General features: G+C 72.8%; 17 protein-coding genes. 10 read left to right on the forward strand and 7 right to left on the reverse strand.

Going from position 1 to position 15,107, the window contains the following annotated elements; translation table 11 throughout:
• Positions 1 to 35 precede the first annotated feature (35 nt).
• Entirely contained in the window at positions 36 to 869 is an 834-nt protein-coding gene (gene prcA, locus ACLQ2U_RS16415) for a proteasome subunit alpha (protein WP_425751511.1), read from the forward strand.
• A 252-nt stretch (positions 870 to 1,121) separates the two neighbouring features.
• On the opposite strand, the gene ACLQ2U_RS16420 is transcribed toward prcA, so the two are convergent.
• The 5 genes from ACLQ2U_RS16420 to rfbB form a co-directional block, all read right to left on the reverse strand.
• Positions 1,122 to 1,880: an SRPBCC family protein gene (locus ACLQ2U_RS16420; RefSeq protein ID WP_425751512.1), complete on the reverse strand. Its 759-nt coding sequence runs from the start codon at positions 1,878 to 1,880 to the stop codon at positions 1,122 to 1,124.
• Between the two features lie 180 nt (positions 1,881 to 2,060).
• Positions 2,061 to 2,672, reverse strand: coding sequence for an ArsR/SmtB family transcription factor (locus ACLQ2U_RS16425; protein WP_425751513.1), 612 nt, complete (start codon positions 2,670 to 2,672; stop codon positions 2,061 to 2,063).
• A gap of 125 nt (positions 2,673 to 2,797) precedes the next feature.
• Entirely contained in the window at positions 2,798 to 3,451 is a 654-nt protein-coding gene (locus tag ACLQ2U_RS16430) for a dihydrofolate reductase family protein (RefSeq protein WP_425751514.1), read from the reverse strand.
• Between the two features lie 329 nt (positions 3,452 to 3,780).
• Positions 3,781 to 4,668, reverse strand: a complete 888-nt coding sequence (rfbD, locus tag ACLQ2U_RS16435) for a dTDP-4-dehydrorhamnose reductase (protein ID WP_425751515.1) — start codon at positions 4,666 to 4,668, stop codon at positions 3,781 to 3,783.
• Positions 4,665 to 5,666 carry a dTDP-glucose 4,6-dehydratase gene (gene rfbB, locus ACLQ2U_RS16440; RefSeq protein WP_425751516.1) on the reverse strand — a complete coding sequence of 334 codons (1,002 nt, stop codon included), beginning with the start codon at positions 5,664 to 5,666 and terminating at the stop codon, positions 4,665 to 4,667. The genes rfbD and rfbB overlap by 4 nt, the downstream gene beginning before the upstream one ends.
• Positions 5,667 to 5,759: 93 nt before the next feature.
• On the opposite strand from rfbB, the gene rfbA reads away from it, so the two are divergent.
• The 4 genes from rfbA to ACLQ2U_RS16460 all read left to right on the forward strand — a co-directional run bounded on the left by rfbA (position 5,760) and on the right by ACLQ2U_RS16460 (position 8,952).
• Positions 5,760 to 6,647, forward strand: coding sequence for a glucose-1-phosphate thymidylyltransferase RfbA (gene rfbA, locus ACLQ2U_RS16445; RefSeq protein WP_425751517.1), 888 nt, complete (start codon positions 5,760 to 5,762; stop codon positions 6,645 to 6,647).
• Complete coding sequence (locus tag ACLQ2U_RS16450; protein WP_425751518.1) at positions 6,644 to 7,267, forward strand: dTDP-4-dehydrorhamnose 3,5-epimerase family protein; 624 nt, start codon at positions 6,644 to 6,646, stop codon at positions 7,265 to 7,267. The genes rfbA and ACLQ2U_RS16450 overlap by 4 nt, the downstream gene beginning before the upstream one ends.
• A gap of 68 nt (positions 7,268 to 7,335) precedes the next feature.
• Positions 7,336 to 8,694 (forward strand): Pup--protein ligase, encoded by a 1,359-nt coding sequence (gene pafA / locus ACLQ2U_RS16455; RefSeq protein ID WP_425751519.1) that lies wholly within the window; start codon positions 7,336 to 7,338, stop codon positions 8,692 to 8,694.
• 63 nt (positions 8,695 to 8,757) lie between these two features.
• On the forward strand, positions 8,758 to 8,952 hold the full coding sequence (locus ACLQ2U_RS16460) for a hypothetical protein (protein ID WP_425751520.1): 195 nt from the start codon (positions 8,758 to 8,760) through the stop codon (positions 8,950 to 8,952).
• Positions 8,953 to 8,966: 14 nt separating this feature from the next.
• Here the strand turns inward: ACLQ2U_RS16460 and ACLQ2U_RS16465 are convergent, their stop codons facing one another.
• A complete protein-coding gene (locus ACLQ2U_RS16465) occupies positions 8,967 to 10,052 on the reverse strand; it encodes a DUF3866 family protein (RefSeq protein ID WP_425751521.1) in 1,086 nt (361 codons plus the stop codon).
• Between the two features lie 10 nt (positions 10,053 to 10,062).
• On the reverse strand, positions 10,063 to 11,115 hold the full coding sequence (locus tag ACLQ2U_RS16470; protein ID WP_425751522.1) for a cation diffusion facilitator family transporter: 1,053 nt from the start codon (positions 11,113 to 11,115) through the stop codon (positions 10,063 to 10,065).
• A 130-nt stretch (positions 11,116 to 11,245) separates the two neighbouring features.
• On the opposite strand from ACLQ2U_RS16470, the gene ACLQ2U_RS16475 reads away from it, so the two are divergent.
• The 5 genes from ACLQ2U_RS16475 (at position 11,246) to tatC (ending at position 15,029) form a co-directional block, all read left to right on the forward strand.
• On the forward strand, positions 11,246 to 12,244 hold the full coding sequence (locus ACLQ2U_RS16475) for a helix-turn-helix transcriptional regulator (RefSeq protein ID WP_425751523.1): 999 nt from the start codon (positions 11,246 to 11,248) through the stop codon (positions 12,242 to 12,244).
• A complete protein-coding gene (locus ACLQ2U_RS16480; protein ID WP_425751524.1) occupies positions 12,241 to 13,266 on the forward strand; it encodes a helix-turn-helix transcriptional regulator in 1,026 nt (341 codons plus the stop codon). The genes ACLQ2U_RS16475 and ACLQ2U_RS16480 overlap by 4 nt, the downstream gene beginning before the upstream one ends.
• A 10-nt stretch (positions 13,267 to 13,276) precedes the next feature.
• The gene (locus ACLQ2U_RS16485) at positions 13,277 to 13,525 is read left to right on the forward strand and encodes a hypothetical protein (protein WP_425751525.1); all 249 of its coding nucleotides are present in this window, start codon (positions 13,277 to 13,279) and stop codon (positions 13,523 to 13,525) included.
• A 214-nt stretch (positions 13,526 to 13,739) separates the two neighbouring features.
• On the forward strand, positions 13,740 to 14,057 hold the full coding sequence (gene tatA, locus ACLQ2U_RS16490) for a Sec-independent protein translocase subunit TatA (RefSeq protein WP_425751526.1): 318 nt from the start codon (positions 13,740 to 13,742) through the stop codon (positions 14,055 to 14,057).
• Positions 14,058 to 14,075: 18 nt separating this feature from the next.
• Complete coding sequence (gene tatC / locus ACLQ2U_RS16495) at positions 14,076 to 15,029, forward strand: twin-arginine translocase subunit TatC (RefSeq protein ID WP_425751527.1); 954 nt, start codon at positions 14,076 to 14,078, stop codon at positions 15,027 to 15,029.
• Positions 15,030 to 15,107: the final 78 nt, after the last annotated feature.

Raw genomic sequence — 15,107 nt, forward strand, 5'->3', positions numbered from 1 at the left:
GTCGTCAGCACAGCGCCCGAAGGAGAACCGCCGCCGTGGCCATGCAGTTCTACGCCTCGCCCGAGCAGATCATGCGCGACCGCTCCGAGCTGGCCCGCAAGGGCGTCGCCCGGGGCCGTAGCGCGGTGGTCCTCAGCTACGAGGGCGGGGTGCTCTTCGTCGCGGAGAACCTCTCCAGCGCCCTGCACAAGGTCAGCGAGATCTACGACCGGATCGGCTTCGCCGCTGTCGGCCGGTACAACGAGTTCGAGAACCTCCGCCGCGCCGGCGTGCGGATGGCCGACCTGAACGGTCTGAGCTACGACCGGCGCGACGTCACCGGCCGGGCCCTGGCGAACGCGTTCGCGCAGACCCTGGGCTCCATCTTCACCGAGCAGTCCAAGCCGTTCGAGGTGGAGATCTGCGTGGCGCAGGTCGGCGCCACCGCGGAGGACGACGAGCTGTACCGGATCACCTACGACGGTTCGGTCAACGACGAGCCGGGCCGGATGGCGATGGGCGGCCAGGCCGAGGCGATCACCGGTGTGCTCAAGGCGCAGCACCGGCCGGAGATGTCGCTGAGCGAGGCGGTGAAGGTGGCCGTGCAGGCGTTGAGCAGCGTCGGCGGCGAGGGCGGAGCCTCCCGGACGATCGCCGCGAACCAGCTGGAGGTGGCGGTCCTGGACCGCCGCCGGGTGGGGCGTACCTTCCGGCGGGTCACCGGAGCGGCGTTGACCGCGCTGCTGGACGGCGACGCGTCGGGCGACGCCGCGCCGGCCGGTGGGCGGGCGAAGACCCCGACCGTGCCGACGGAGGAGGGGCACAAGCCGACCTCCTCCGCCGGCTCGGCGGACCTGGAGGGTCGGTCGGAGGACACGCCGGAGGCGTAGCGGTTCCTGGTTCCCAGGGGGTCGGGGTCTCCCCGGCCCCCTGATGTGTTCGGGCCCGGGCGGGCCGCCGGGCCGCGCGGACGCCGCCCAGTCGGCGGTACGCCCCGGCGGCGGCAAACCATTCCAGGGCGGCGAGTCGACGTACGCCACGACGACGGCTTGCCGCCCCATGCGCGCCGGTACGGCGAACGGCCCACCCGACCCGGAGACCTGGGTGGGCCGCTCGCCTGGGTCGACGGGGTGGCCGCCGGGTCAGCCGATCGGCAGGCGGGTCAGCCAGTCCTGCCAGGCCTGCTCGGTCCGGGCCGGGTCCGGGTCGGCGGCGAAGACGTGGTGCCCGAGGACGAGGACGTTGCCGCGGTCGGTACCGGAGTGGATGAACCGGTAGAGCGCGTCCGGGGTGCGTACGCCGAAGTACGTCGGCAGGCCGGCCAGGTCCACCACCCCGTCGATGGGCGGCAGGCCGGGCAGGTCGAGCCGGGCCGGCTCGCCCTCGGTGACCGGGCCGGTGAGCCGGAACGCGCCGGCCACCGCCGCCCAGACCTGGTCCGGGTCGCCCGCGCCAGGCCGGAAGGCCGAGACCGGGGTGCCGGTACGGCCGGCGAAGTGCCTCAGGTACGCCGCCAGGGTCTCCAGGTACATGTCCCAGCCAACCCGCATGGCCTCGTACTCGGTCTCCCAGTTGTCCCCGAGGACGCCGCTCTGCACCAGCCGCAGCACAGCGCCGCCCTGGTCGCGTCCCTCGATGAGGTACTCGAGGGCCATAAAGGTGCCGTCCGGCCCCGGCTCGGACCGGTGCGCGAACCGCTTTCCGGGCTCCCAGGCCGTGACCGTGGACTCCTCGACGTGGCCGGCCATGGCGAACCGGGTCCGGCCGCCTTCGCCCGGCTCGACCTCGCTGCGGCCCATGAACCAGGAGTCGATACCCGGACCGCTGGTGATCGCCGCCCAGACCTGTTCCGGGGTGGCGGGCAGTTCGATGTCCTTGCTCAGTTCAAACGGGTGTCCCATGGCGCAGCCTCTCTGGACGGTGATCCGAACGGGGTTGTCGAGCGGTCGAGCTGAGGTGTCGGGCGGCGGTCAGCGGGCGCGGCCGGGGGCGGCGGAGCGTGGGGCGCAGCGCGGCGGTGGTCGGTCGGTCCGCTCGATCAGGTACGCCCGGTCGACGCCGGCGGCTGTCGTGTGGTCATGTCAGGACTTGACCGATTCGCTGGTGCTGGCGGGTGGGTTGGCGGTGGGGTGCAGGGCGAGCACCAGCCGGTGCTCGCGACCGCCGGCGGCCTGCTCGTCGTGGTACTTGCCGACGAGGCCGGCCACGGTGGCCGCCAGCTCGTCGGCGAACGCGGCCCGGTCGGTCGCCGAGGCGAACCGGATGTTCGCGTCGATCGCGAAGGTCGCGACCCGCCTCCCGGCCCGGTCCGCGCCGGTGATCAGCGCGCCGACGTCCTGGACGAGCCGGGCGGCGATTGCCAGCAGCCACCGCGCGGAGAGCCGGTCCGGCGGCTGGGCCGGATCCGGGCGTACCGCGGCGAGGGCGACCGGCGAGATTACGTACGACGCCGCGGTGGCCCGCATGACCCGCTCGGTGACGTTGCCCTTGCGGCGCTCCTCGACCAGCTCGATCAGGCCGTGGTGCTCCAGCGCCCGGAGGTGGTAGTTGACCTTCTGCCGGGCCAGGCCGACCCGGGCGGCGAGCATCGTCGCGGAGGCCGGCTCGGCGAGCGCGGCGAGCAGCCGGGCCCGCATCGGGTCCAGCGACGCCTCGGCCGCCGCCGGGTCCTCGATCACAGCGATGTCCAACATGGCAACACCCTCCAACCGGAATTCCCTTGCCAGGACAGAAACATCTGTCGGATAAGCCGGTTCTGCACCGTGGGCCGGCCTTCAGGAGGCCGCCGGGTGGCGGGAGTCCCTCCGACTCGCCGTGCTCACGCAATGGCCTCCTTGCCATCGTGCACCATGAACTCGCCGGTGCCGGCGGTCCCGAACCCGGCCTGGCGCAGGGTGAGCGCCACCGCACCCGCACCCCCGGTCAGCACCTCCGACTCGGTGATCCGGTAGGTCGCCGGCGCGGCGCCGTCGGCGAACAGGCGCTTGCCGTCACCGACGACGACGGGGAACTGGAGCAACCGGTAGGTGTCGACGAGCCCCGCGTCGTGCAGGGTGCGCACCAGCTGCCAGCTGCCGTGCACCTGCAGCTCCCTGCCCGGCTGCTCCTTGAGCCGGCGCACCTGCTCGACGACGTCGCCGCGCAGCACGGTGGTGTTCCCCCAGGCCGCGTCTGCGTCGGAGAGGGTGTTGCTGACGACGTACTTCCGCCCCGTGTTGAGGGCGGTGGCCACGACGTTGTCGGGGTCGGTCACCTGCGGCCAGTAGCCACGCATCATCTCGAAGGTGGTGCGCCCCAGAAGGATGGCGTCGGCCTGCCGGAACCACCCCTCGACCGGGTTGAGCTGCCCGGCGTCGCTGTGCGGCACGAGCCAGCCCCCGCGTGCGAAGCCGTTGCTGGGGTCCTCCTGGGCCCCGCCCGGGCCCTGCATGGCGCCGTCGAGGCTGACGAAGGTGTGGACGCTGAGCTCCATGGCGCTCTCCCTGGATGGGGTCGTATGTATCCGACGTGGGCCGATTCGCTGTTCCTTCTGTCTGCCACCACTCTCGCACCGGAGACTTTTCCTGTCAAGACAAAAAAAACTGTCGGTGAGTCGGTCCCACGACGGAACCGACGGTGTAGCCCAGCTCGACCCGCAGCGCCACCGGCGCCGGGATCGCCGTCACGGCGACCAGGGCGGCCACGCCGGCGGTCCAGGCGAGGGCCTGCGCGCGGTGCCGCTCGCGGAGCTGACGGCGGCGCAGCAGCTCGACGATCGTGGCGAGCAGGATCAGGCCGGTCAGTACCTGACCAGGGCGAGCTTCATGCGACCTTCCACGGGGCGGGTGGGGTGGCGGAGTCGAAGGCGTCGGACAGCGTGTCGCGCCAGTCCGGCAGCGGGGGCAGGCCAGCGGCGGCCCAGCGGTCGTGCCCTAGCACACTGCACGCCGGTCGCGCAGCCGGACGGGGAAACCGATCGCTCGTGGTCGGTCGGATCCGGTCCGGGTCGAGCCCGGCCAGGGCGAAGGTGGCGCGGGCCAGGCCGTACCAGGTGGTGCGGCCGGAGCAGGTGCCGTGGTAGACCCCGGCCGGGGCCCGACCGGCCAGCGCCGCGTCGGCGAGCGCCATCAGCTGGGTGGCCAGGGCGTACGACCAGGTGGGCTGGCCCTGCTGGTCGTCGACCACGTCGAGGTGCTCGCGTTGCCCGGCGAGGCGGAGCATGGTCGCCACGAAATTGGGCCCGTGCGCGCCGTAGAGCCAGGCGGTGCGCACCACGTAGCCGGTTTCGGGGAGGAGTCGGACCACGGCCCGCTCTCCGGCGAGCTTGCTGCGCCCGTACGCGTTGACCGGGTCGGTCGGCGCGTCCTCGGCGTACGGGCTGGCCGCGTCGCCGGGGAAGACGTAGTCGGTGGAGACGTGCACCAACCGGGCGCCCGCCTCGGCGCACGCCCGGGCGAGGTGCGCCACCGCGTCGCCGTTGACCGCGGTGGCCGCCGCCTCGGCCTGCTCGGCGCCGTCGACGTCGGTCCAGGCGGCGGTGTTGAACACCACGTCGTGACCGGTGACGGCGGCGCGGACCGCGTCGGCGTCGGTGACGTCCAGTTCGGCGCGGGCGGCGGCGGTCACGGTGAGGTTGGCCCGGGTGTCGAGCACGGCCAGCAGATCCCGGCCGAGCATGCCGCCCGCGCCGGTGACGAGGACCCGGGTCATCCGGCCCTGGCCGCCTTGAGCGGCTCCCACCAGGCCCGGTTGTCCCGGTACCACTGCACCGTCTCGGCGAGCCCGCGGTCCAGGTCGATGCTGGGGGCGTACCCCAGCTCGGAGCTGATCTTGCTGATGTCCAGCGAGTAGCGGCGGTCGTGGCCCTTGCGGTCGGCGACCGGGACGACCCGGTCCCAGCCGGCGCCGCAGGCCTCCAGCAGCCGGCCGGTGAGCTCCTTGTTGGTCAGCTCGGTGCCGCCGCCGATGTTGTAGACCTCGCCGGCGCGGCCCTTCTGCTGGGCCAGCGCGATGCCCTGGCAGTGGTCGTGCACGTGCAGCCAGTCTCGGACGTTGTCGCCGTCGCCGTAGAGCGGGACGGTGCCGCCGTCGAGCAGGTTGGTGACGAACAGCGGGATGACCTTTTCGGGGAACTGGTACGGCCCGTAGTTGTTGGAGCAGCGGGTGACCACCACGTCCATGCCGTGGGTGCGGTGGTACGCCAGGGCGAGCAGGTCCGAGCCGGCCTTGGAGGCCGAGTACGGGGAGTTCGGCGACAGCGGCCAGGTCTCCGTCCAGGAACCCTCGTCGATCGAGCCGTACACCTCGTCGGTGGAGACGTGCACGAACCGGCCGGTGCCGTGCCGCAGCGCGGCGTCCAGCAGGGTCTGGGTGCCCAGCACGTTGGTGGTGACGAAGGGCGCGGCGCCGGCGATCGAGCGGTCGACGTGCGATTCGGCCGCGAAGTGCACGATCACCTCGTGACCGGCGACGACCTCGTCCACCAGGGTGGGGTCGCAGATGTCGCCCTGCACGAAGCGCAGCCGGGCGTCATCGCGGATCGGGTCGAGGTTGGCCAGGTTGCCCGAGTAGGTCAACTTGTCGAGGACGGTCACCGCGGCCGGTTCGAGCGCGGGCACGCCCGTGGCGCTGCCCAGGGGCCTCCCCAGCAGCATGCGTACGTACTCCGACCCGATGAATCCGGCTCCGCCGGTGACGAGGATCCTCACGGGTCCGAAAGTGTACGCGAAACGTCAGGACAGCCCGGGGATGTCGAACCGACCCCGGTGTCCGGTTCGGGGTGGTGCCGGTAGTCTCCCCGGGTGCGTGGAATCCTTCTCGCTGGTGGCACGGGGTCCCGGCTGTGGCCGATCACCCGCGCGGTGTCCAAGCAGCTGATGCCGGTATTCGACAAGCCGATGATCTACTACCCGCTGTCGACCCTGGTGATGTCCGGGGTGCGGGAGATCCTGGTGATCACCACGCCGGAGGACCAGCCCCAGTTCCACCGGCTGCTCGGCGATGGCAGCCAGTGGGGTCTGCGGCTGGAGTACGTCACGCAGGCCCGCCCGGAGGGCATCGCGCAGGCCTTCGTGCTGGGCGCGGACTTCATCGGCGACGACTCGGTCGTGCTGATCCTGGGCGACAACATCTTCCACGGCGTCGGCCTCGGCCGGCAGTTGGCGGCCAACACCGAGCTGGTCGGCGGTCGGGTGTTCGCGTACCCGGTGGCCAACCCCGAGGCGTACGGCGTGGTCGACTTCGACGCCGACGGCAAGGTGCTCTCGATCGAGGAGAAGCCGGCCCGGCCGAAGTCCCGGTACGCGGTGCCGGGGCTGTACTTCTACGACAACCGGGTGGTCGAGATCGCTCGCGGGCTGACCCCGAGCGCCCGGGGCGAGCTGGAGATCACCGCGGTCAACGAGGCGTACCGGGAGCGCGGCGAGCTCTCGGTGGCCGTGCTGGACCGGGGTACCGCCTGGCTGGACACCGGCACCTTCACCTCGATGATGCAGGCCGCCGAGTTCGTCCGGGTGATCGAGGAGCGGCAGGGCATGAAGATCGGCTGCGTCGAGGAGGTGGCCTGGCGGGCCGGCCTGATCGACGACGACCAGCTACGGGCGCTCGCCGAGCCGCTGACCAAGAGCGGCTACGGCGACTACCTGCTCGGCCTGCTGGCCGAGAAGCACGGCCAGGTGGTGACCCGATGAAGATCCGGCCGCTGAGCATCGAGGGCGCCTGGGAGATCACCCCGCAGCAGCACGGCGACCCGCGCGGGCTGTTCATGGAGTGGTACCGCGTCGACCGGCTCGCCGAGGCGGTCGGTCACCCGCTGCGGCTGGCCCAGGGCAACCTGTCGGTGTCGGCGAAGGACGTGGTGCGCGGCATCCACTTCGCCGACGTCCCGCCCGGCCAGGCCAAGTACGTCACCTGCGTACGGGGGGCGGTGCTGGACGTGGTGGTGGACCTGCGGGTCGGCTCGCCGACCTTCGGCCGCTGGGAGGGCGTCCGGCTGGACGACGCCGACCGCCGCGCGGTCTATCTCGCCGAGGGGCTGGGGCACGGCTTCTGCGCGCTGACCGACGACGCCACGCTGAGCTACCTCTGCTCCGCCACCTACAACCCGACCGGCGAGCACGCGGTGCACCCGCTCGACTCCGACCTGGCGATCGAGTGGCCGGCCGACGCGCCGCAGCTCTCCGCTCGGGACGACGCCGCGCCCACCCTGGCGCAGGCGTGCGAGTCCGGGCTGCTGCCCGACTACGAGGCCTGCCGGTCGTTCGTGGCCGGGCTGCGGCCGGACGGAATGTCGTACTCGGACGGTATTTGATCGACCGGACCGCACCTCCTGTGCTGTGACAGTGACGAACGGGGCCTCCGGGCGGCTAATGTCACATCATGGAGCGGCGAATCTTCGGCCTCGAGACCGAGTACGGCGTCACCTGCACCTACCGGGGGCAGCGACGGTTGTCCCCCGACGAGGTCGCCCGGTACCTCTTCCGCCGCGTCGTGTCGTGGGGCCGGTCGAGCAACGTCTTCCTGCGTAACGGGGCCCGGCTCTACCTGGACGTCGGGTCCCACCCGGAGTACGCCACGCCCGAGTGCGACTCGGTGGTGGACCTGGTCGCCCACGACCGGGCCGGTGAGCGGATCCTGGAGGGGCTGCTCATCGACGCGGAGAAGCGGCTGCACGACGAGGGCATCGCGGGCGAGATCTACCTGTTCAAGAACAACACCGACTCGGCCGGCAACTCGTACGGCTGCCACGAGAACTACCTGGTGTCCCGGCACGGGGAGTTCGGCCGCCTCGCCGACGTGCTGATCCCGTTCCTGGTCACCCGGCAGTTGATCTGCGGGGCCGGCAAGGTGCTGCAGACGCCGCGCGGCGCGGTCTACTGCCTGTCGCAGCGGGCCGAGCACATCTGGGAGGGCGTCTCCTCGGCGACCACCCGGAGCCGTCCGATCATCAACACCCGCGACGAGCCGCACGCCGATGCCGAGCGATACCGGCGGCTGCACGTCATCGTCGGCGACTCCAACATGAACGAGGTCACCACGCTGCTCAAGGTCGGCTCCGCCGACCTCGTGCTGCGGATGATCGAGGCCGGCGTGGTGATGCGCGACCTGTCGCTGGAGAACCCGATCCGGGCGATCCGCGAGGTGTCGCACGACATCACCGGCCGGCGCAAGGTGCGGCTGGCCTCCGGCAAGGAGGTCAGCGCGCTGGAGATCCAGCAGGAATACCTGGCCAAGGCGACCGAGTTCGTGGAGCGCCGCGGCGGCGACCAGACCGCCAAGCGGGTGGTGGAGCTCTGGGGCCGGGTGCTGCGCGCGGTGGAGACCGGCGACCTGGACCCGGTGGCCCGGGAGATCGACTGGGTGAGCAAGCTCCGGCTCATCGAGCGCTACCAGCGCAAGCACGACCTGCCGCTGTCGCATCCCCGGGTGGCCCAGATGGACCTGGCCTACCACGACCTGCGCCGCGGCCGGGGGCTCTACGGCCTGCTGGAGCGCCGTGGCGAGGTGGACCGGGTGGCCACCGACCCGGAGATCTTCGAGGCGAAGGAGACCCCGCCGCAGACCACCCGGGCCCGGCTGCGCGGCGAGTTCATCCGGCACGCCCAGGAGAAGCGGCGGGACTTCACCGTGGACTGGGTGCACCTGAAGCTCAACGACCAGGCGCAGCGCACCGTGCTCTGCAAGGACCCGTTCCGGGCGTACGACGAGCGGGTCGAGCGGCTGATCGCCAGCATGTGACGTCCCCGGCGGCCGGTGCTCCGCGCGCACCGGCCGCCGGCCCACCGGTACGCTGGCGTCGCGATGAACACTTCCGAACCCTCCGACCGCGATCGCGGCGCCGAGAAGCTGAACTGGATCGAGCGCCGCCGCGAGAAGATCCGCGCCGAGATCGCGCGCAACCGCCGTGGCGAGCACACCGTGCCGACCTGGGTGCTCGCGGTCGCGCTGGTCGCCATCGTCGGGGGCTGGCTCGCCCTCGTCTTCCTCGTCGGCTGACCTCCGGCCGCCGCTCAGCCGCCCAGGCTCGCGGCGTGCCGGCCCGCGGCCGCCGCCGTCAGGAAGTAGGCGTGGTCGGCGTCCAGGCCCCGGCCCATGGTGGACAGCTTCACCGGCAGGGCGCGCAGCGCCGCGTCCAGGCCGTCGGTGGGTACCCGGACGATTCGGTGCCGGCTGGCCAGCGGCGCGAGGGCGACGTCCACCTCGCCGGCCAGCGCCGGGTCCAGGCCGTCCGGCACCACCAGCTCCGCCGGGGCGAGGGCGACCCGGCCGTACGCGGTGAGGCTGTGGTGGGACACCCCGCGGTGGCGGGGCCGGGGATCGGCGTCGGAGATCCGCAGCGAGCCCACTGGCCGCCCGCCGAGGGTGGCCACCGCGTTGACCGCCTCGCCGACGGCGACGCCGGAGAAACCCCACCGGGTGCCGGTGCCCAGGTTGCCCGGGCCCTGGGCGACGATCGCGACGTCGGCGCGGAGCACGTGCCGGGCGGCCAGCAGCCCGCTGTGCAGCGTGCTGGCCTCCAGGTCGCCGCCGAACGCCTGGCCGACGCTGACCGTGCCGACCAGCTCGTCGCGCAGCCCGTCCAGCGTGCGGGAGAACCAGGCGGGCAGCGCCCCACCGTCGGTGAGCAGGTACGCCACCCGGGCGTCCGGCGCGTCGGTGCGGATGCCGGCCAGGATCGCCGGCAGCGCGGAGTGCAGGTCGGCGGTGACCACCGGCAGGCCGTCCAGGCTCTCCGCCGCGGCCAGCAACTGGTGGTGCGGGGAAGCCTCCTCGTCGACCCCGAGCATGATCGGCTGCAGCGGGGTGTAGCGGGCCTTGACCAGGTGGCCGGCGTCGCGGGTGTCGCCGGCCAGCGGCGGGTCCGCCGGCAGCCGGTCGGGCAGCGCGACCACCAGGGCGTACCCGCCGGTGCCGAGCCCCATCAGCAGGGCGCCGGCGTTGAGCAGCACCCGGTCGCCGGGCTCCGGGTCGCCGACCAGCTCCGGGTAGGCCAGGGCGCGCATCGTCGTACCGTCGGGCAGGGTGACGTCGAGTTCCGCCGCGCCGGCCCACCGCCGTCGTACCGCCGTGACCGTTCCGGACCGCCATCGCACCATGCCCGGCACGCTAGCCGCGACCGGCCGGTCCGCCATGGGCGGGTCCGGGACGCCGCGCCGGTCGGGACTGGCCGGGGCCGTCGACCTCCTGGTCCGCCGGTTCCTGAGTACGCCGGGCCCGGCGGCCGTCGGTGCCGGGCATCGACCGGGTCGGGTCGAGGAAGACGTACCCGATCTCCCGGTAGCGCTCGGTGAGCCGGCGCTCGGCCTCGTCGGCGGCGGCCTCGATGTCGGCGGCGGTGGCGTCGTCGCGGAAGTCGACCTTGGCGGCGACCAGGATGTCCTCCGGGCCGAGCAGCATGGTCATCAGCGTGTCGATCCGGTCGACCGTGGGCAGGCCGGCGAGTTCCCGCTCGATCTCGCGGTGCAGCCGCTCCGGCACGGACCGGCCGACCAGCAGCGAGATGTTGCTCCGCGCGAGGATCGCGGCGACCACCAGCAGCAGCAGGCCGATCGCGATGGAGGCGAGGCCGTCCCACAGCTCGTCGCCGGTCCAGTGCGACAGGCCGAGCCCGACCGCGGCGATCAGCAGCCCGGTCAGCGCGGCGGTGTCCTCCAGGAAGACCGCCTTGACGGTGGTGTCGGCGGTCAGCCGCAGGAACCGGCGCGGGGTGGTCCGCCAGCGGCGGGACTCGTTGCGCACCTGGCGTACCGCCCGGGCCAGCGACACCGACTCGATGGCGAAGGAGACCGCCAGCACGATGTACGAGACGAGGTAGTCGCCGCTGTGCCGGTGGACCAGGATGGTGGTCACGCCGTGGGTGATGGCGAAGCCCGCCCCGGCGACGAAGGTGAACAACGCGGCGAGGAACGCCCAGACGTAGCTCTCCTTGCCGTACCCGAAGGGGTGCCGGGTGTCCGCGGGCCGCGCCCCCCGACGCAGCGCCAGGTAGAGCAGCACCTCGGTGGTGGTGTCGGCGACCGAGTGGGCCGCCTCGGAGAGCATCGCCGCGGAGCCGGAGATCAGGCCGGCGACCAGCTTGGCCACCGCGATGGCGAGGTTCGCCGAGCCCGCCACCACGACCGTGCCGACGCTCTCGGTCTTGACTTCGCCTTCCGACATGCGGTCACCCTAAGTCGGTCGGGGTCGACGCCGCCGGGCGACGGCGCGCGGCGGGAACGCGGCAAGGTGTGCTGCGCGCCGCGCCCGCGTGGGTGCACGCGGCCGCCGCGCGGGCTGCTAGCGTTCAGGCGTGTCGCGCAGCCGTACCGAACGCCTGGTCAACCTGGTGATCTGCCTGCTGTCCACGCGACGGTTCCTGACCGCCGCGCAGATCGCCGCGACCGTGCCCGGTTACGAGCACGATCCGGACGACCCGAAGGAGCACGAGGCCTTCCAGCGCAAGTTCGAGCGGGACAAGGCCGAGCTGCGGGAGCTGGGGGTGCCGCTGGAGACCGGCACGGCGAGCGCCTTCGACGCTGAGCCCGGTTACCGGATCGCCCACCGGGAGTACGCGCTGCCGGACATCCCGCTCGAACCGGACGAGGCCGCCGCGGTGGGCATCGCCGCCCGGCTCTGGCGGCACGCCGGGCTGGCCGCCGCCGCCTCCTCCGGGCTGGCCAAGCTGCGCGCCGCCGGCGTGGACGTGGACCCGCAGGCCACCCTCGGCCTGGAGCCGATGGTCACCGTCGACCCGTCGTTCGCGCCGCTGACCGCCGCCGCCCGGGACCGGCGGGAGGTCAACTTCGACTACCGGGTGCCCGACCGGGACGCGCCCACCCGCCGCCGGCTGCAGCCGTGGGGCGTGGTCTGCTGGCGCGGCCGGTGGTACGTGGTCGGCCACGACCTGGACCGCGAGGCGACCCGCTGCTTCCGGCTCTCCCGCGTGGTGGGCACGGTCCGGGTGACCGGCGAGCCCGGTGGCTACGCGCCGCCGGCCGGCGTCGACCTGATCAGCCACGTGGCCCGCTGGTCCGGGCCGGTCGAGCGGACCGGCAGGGCCACCGTCCTGGCCGCCCCGGGCCGGGCCGCCGGCCTGCGGCGCTGGGCGGTGCAGAGCCTGCCCGGCCCGGACGGCGACCGGCTGGTCCTGCCGTACGCCGACCCGGACCACCTGGCCGGCCAGCTCGTCGGGTACGGCCCGGACGTGCGGGTGCTCGACCCGCCGGAGGTCCGCGACGCGGTGATCCAGCGGCTCAAGGAGATCGCCGCCCGGCACGACGATCTGGCCGTCGCCGGGGGTGCCCGGTGACCCGCCCGACCGCCCGCGGCGCCTCCCGCACCTCCGCCGACCGGCTGGCCCGGCTGCTGAACCTGGTGCCCTACCTGCTGGCCCGTCCCGGCATCGAGATCGCCGAGGCGGCCGGCGACCTGGGCGTCACCGAGCGGCAGCTGCGTGAGGACCTGGAGCTGCTCTGGGTCTGCGGGCTGCCCGGATACGGTCCTGGCGACCTGATCGACATGGCCTTCGACGGCGACCGGGTGACCATCACCTACGACGCCGGCATCGACCGGCCGCTGCGGCTCACCCCGGACGAGGCGCTCGCCCTGGTGGTGGCGCTGCGGATGCTCGCCGAGACGCCGGGGGTGGCCAACCGGGAGGCCGTTGAACGGGCCCTCGCGAAGATCGAGAACGCGGCCGGCGACCTGGTGGGCGCCCCGGTGGAGGTCCGGCTGCCCGGGGAGACCCGGCGGGTGCGGGAGCTGCGCGACGCGGTGGAGCGCCGCCGGGCGCTGCGGATCACCTACTACACCGCCGCCCGGGACGAGAGCACCGAGCGGACCATCGACCCGCTGCGGATGCTGATGGTCGACGGCCGGGCGTACGTGGAGGCGTGGTGCCGCCGCGCCGAGGCGGTCCGGCTGTTCCGGGCCGACCGGATCGACGCGGTCACCGAGCTGGACGAGCCGGCCGTGGTGCCGCCGCAGGCCCGCCCGCACGACCTCCGCGACGGGGTGTTCCGTCCCACCCCGGACCTGCCGCTGATCACCGTGCGGATCGGCCGGGGGGAGCGGTGGATCACCGAGTACTACCCGTGCGAGCGGGTGGAGGACGGCGACGGCGACCAGTGGCTGGTGTCGCTGCGGGTGACCGATCTCGGCTGGGCCCGCCGCTTCGTGCTCGGGCTCGGACCGGAGGTCACCGTGGTCGCCCCGGCGGAGCTCGCCGATCAGGTACGCGCACAGGCGGCGGCCGCGCTCGAGGCGTACGCCACCCCGCTGGGCGGCGCGGCGGAGTCGGCCGACCCGGCGGTGGAGTCCGTCACCCAGTAGGCTGACCGCCGTGGTGAAGTGGATCGTGCTCGCGGTGGTGCTGTTCGCGCTCGTCGTGCTGGCCCTGGCGGTCCGGCCGGTGCTGGCGCGGCTGCCCCGGCTGCGCCGGGCGGCGGTGGCGCTGCAGCGGCGCCAGGCCGACGCGGAGGCGCTGCGCGAGACGGCCGAGGTGCTCCAGGAGCGGGCCGAGACGCTCCAGCGGCAGGTCGAGACGACCCACCAGCGACTGGAACTGATCAAGGCCAAGCGAGGCAAGTGATCGATCGCGGTCGGTGGACCGCGCGTCCGCTGCGCCATCGGTGCCCGTTTCGCGCACGGATGGACGTGTCCAGGTGGTTGACGGGACGCTCCGAGGTGGTCAAGACTTCACCGGCCGGGACCCACCAGCAGTGGCCCGGCGGGTGGCAACGCCTCTCGACGCACGTACGATGGGCTGCGACACACCCTTCGACACAGAGCGACTGGAGCTTCCCATGGGTGCCCTCAAGCCGTGGCACATCGCCGTACTCGTGGTCGTGCTGATCCTGCTCTTCGGCGCGAAGCGGCTCCCCGACGCGGCCCGCTCGCTGGGCCGCTCGCTGCGGATCATCAAGGCGGAGACCAAGAGCCTGCACGACGACGACCGCGACCTGGCGGAGAAGGCCGACGCGCAGGCCGGCCACCAGCCGCTGCCGCCGCACGCCGGCCAGCAGCAGTACGCGCAGCCGCAGCAGCAGTACGCCCCGCAGCAGGCTCCGCAGCAGCCGGTCGCCCCGCCGGTCGACCCGGTGCAGCGCGTCCGCGACAACTGACCGAAGGGCCCGACCACCGTGGCCTTCGCGCTTCGTAAGCGCGGTCCGAGCGAGTTCGAACGGGCCGCCGATGGCTCCATGACGCTCATCGAGCACGTCCGTGAGCTGCGTAACCGACTCTTCCGCGCCTCGCTGGCGATCCTGGTCGGTTTCGGCCTCGGGATCTGGCTGGCCACGCCGGTGCGGATCCTGCTCTCCAAGCCCTACTGCGATCTGCCGCAGTCGATCGACCCGCTCACCGACAAGTGCAAATTCGTCCAGCTCGGTGTGGCCGACGTCTTCCTGCTCAACCTGAAGATCGGCCTCTGGGTCGGGTTGATCATCGCGGCCCCGGTCTGGCTCTACCAGCTCTGGGCGTTCATCGCGCCGGGCCTGCACCGGCACGAGCGTCGGTACGCGTACGTCTTCACGGCGCTCGCCGCGCCGCTGTTCGCGGCGGGCGCGGTGCTGGCGTTCTTCGTCACCACCAAGGGGCTCGAGTTCCTGCTCGACGTCTCCGGTGACGACATCGCCACCAACCTCGAGGTCACCCGCTACATCTCGTTCGTCACGAACCTGATCCTGCTGTTCGGGGTGGCGTTCGAGTTCCCGCTGATCGTGCTGATGCTCAACTTCGTCGGCCTGGCCAGCGCGAAGAAGCTGCTCAGCTGGTGGCGGGTGGCGATCTTCGTGTTCTTCGCCTTCTCCGCGGTGGTCACCCCGACGCCGGACCCGTTCGGCATGACGGCGTTGGCCATCTGCCTGTCCGCGCTGTACTTCGGCGCGGTCGGGGTCGCCTTCATCAACGACCGGCGCAAGGGCCGGGGCAAGGAGATCTACTCCGGTCTCAGCGACGACGAGGTGTCGCCGCTGAAGCTGGACGACGAGCCGGTTCCGGCCGCCTCGCGGGTCGACTTCTCCGGCCCGGTCGACGCCCCGGAACCGGTCGCCGCGCCGGCGCCGATCGAGCGCCGCTACGACGACATGACCTGACCGGCGGTTCCGGTGCCCGCGCCGGAGCGCCCGCACGAGCAGAGACGCCGTCCGTGAGGATGGCGTCTCTGCGTTTTC

It is taken from the genome of Micromonospora sp. DT47, assembly GCF_049844475.1.
Taxonomy (GTDB): domain Bacteria; phylum Actinomycetota; class Actinomycetes; order Mycobacteriales; family Micromonosporaceae; genus Micromonospora.

Excerpts from the sequence above, each read along its gene's own strand:
- ACLQ2U_RS16420 (WP_425751512.1), bottom strand. The coding sequence starts at position 1,880 with ATGGGACACCCGTTTGAACTGAGCAAGGACATCGAACTGCCCGCCACC.
- ACLQ2U_RS16425 (WP_425751513.1), bottom strand. The coding sequence starts at position 2,672 with ATGTTGGACATCGCTGTGATCGAGGACCCGGCGGCGGCCGAGGCGTCG.
- ACLQ2U_RS16430 (WP_425751514.1), bottom strand. The coding sequence starts at position 3,451 with ATGGAGCTCAGCGTCCACACCTTCGTCAGCCTCGACGGCGCCATGCAG.
- rfbD (WP_425751515.1), bottom strand. The coding sequence starts at position 4,668 with ATGACCCGGGTCCTCGTCACCGGCGCGGGCGGCATGCTCGGCCGGGAT.
- ACLQ2U_RS16450 (WP_425751518.1), top strand. The coding sequence starts at position 6,644 with ATGAAGATCCGGCCGCTGAGCATCGAGGGCGCCTGGGAGATCACCCCG.
- pafA (WP_425751519.1), top strand. The coding sequence starts at position 7,336 with ATGGAGCGGCGAATCTTCGGCCTCGAGACCGAGTACGGCGTCACCTGC.
- ACLQ2U_RS16460 (WP_425751520.1), top strand. The coding sequence starts at position 8,758 with ATGAACACTTCCGAACCCTCCGACCGCGATCGCGGCGCCGAGAAGCTG.
- ACLQ2U_RS16465 (WP_425751521.1), bottom strand. The coding sequence starts at position 10,052 with ATGGTGCGATGGCGGTCCGGAACGGTCACGGCGGTACGACGGCGGTGG.
- ACLQ2U_RS16470 (WP_425751522.1), bottom strand. The coding sequence starts at position 11,115 with ATGTCGGAAGGCGAAGTCAAGACCGAGAGCGTCGGCACGGTCGTGGTG.
- tatA (WP_425751526.1), top strand. The coding sequence starts at position 13,740 with ATGGGTGCCCTCAAGCCGTGGCACATCGCCGTACTCGTGGTCGTGCTG.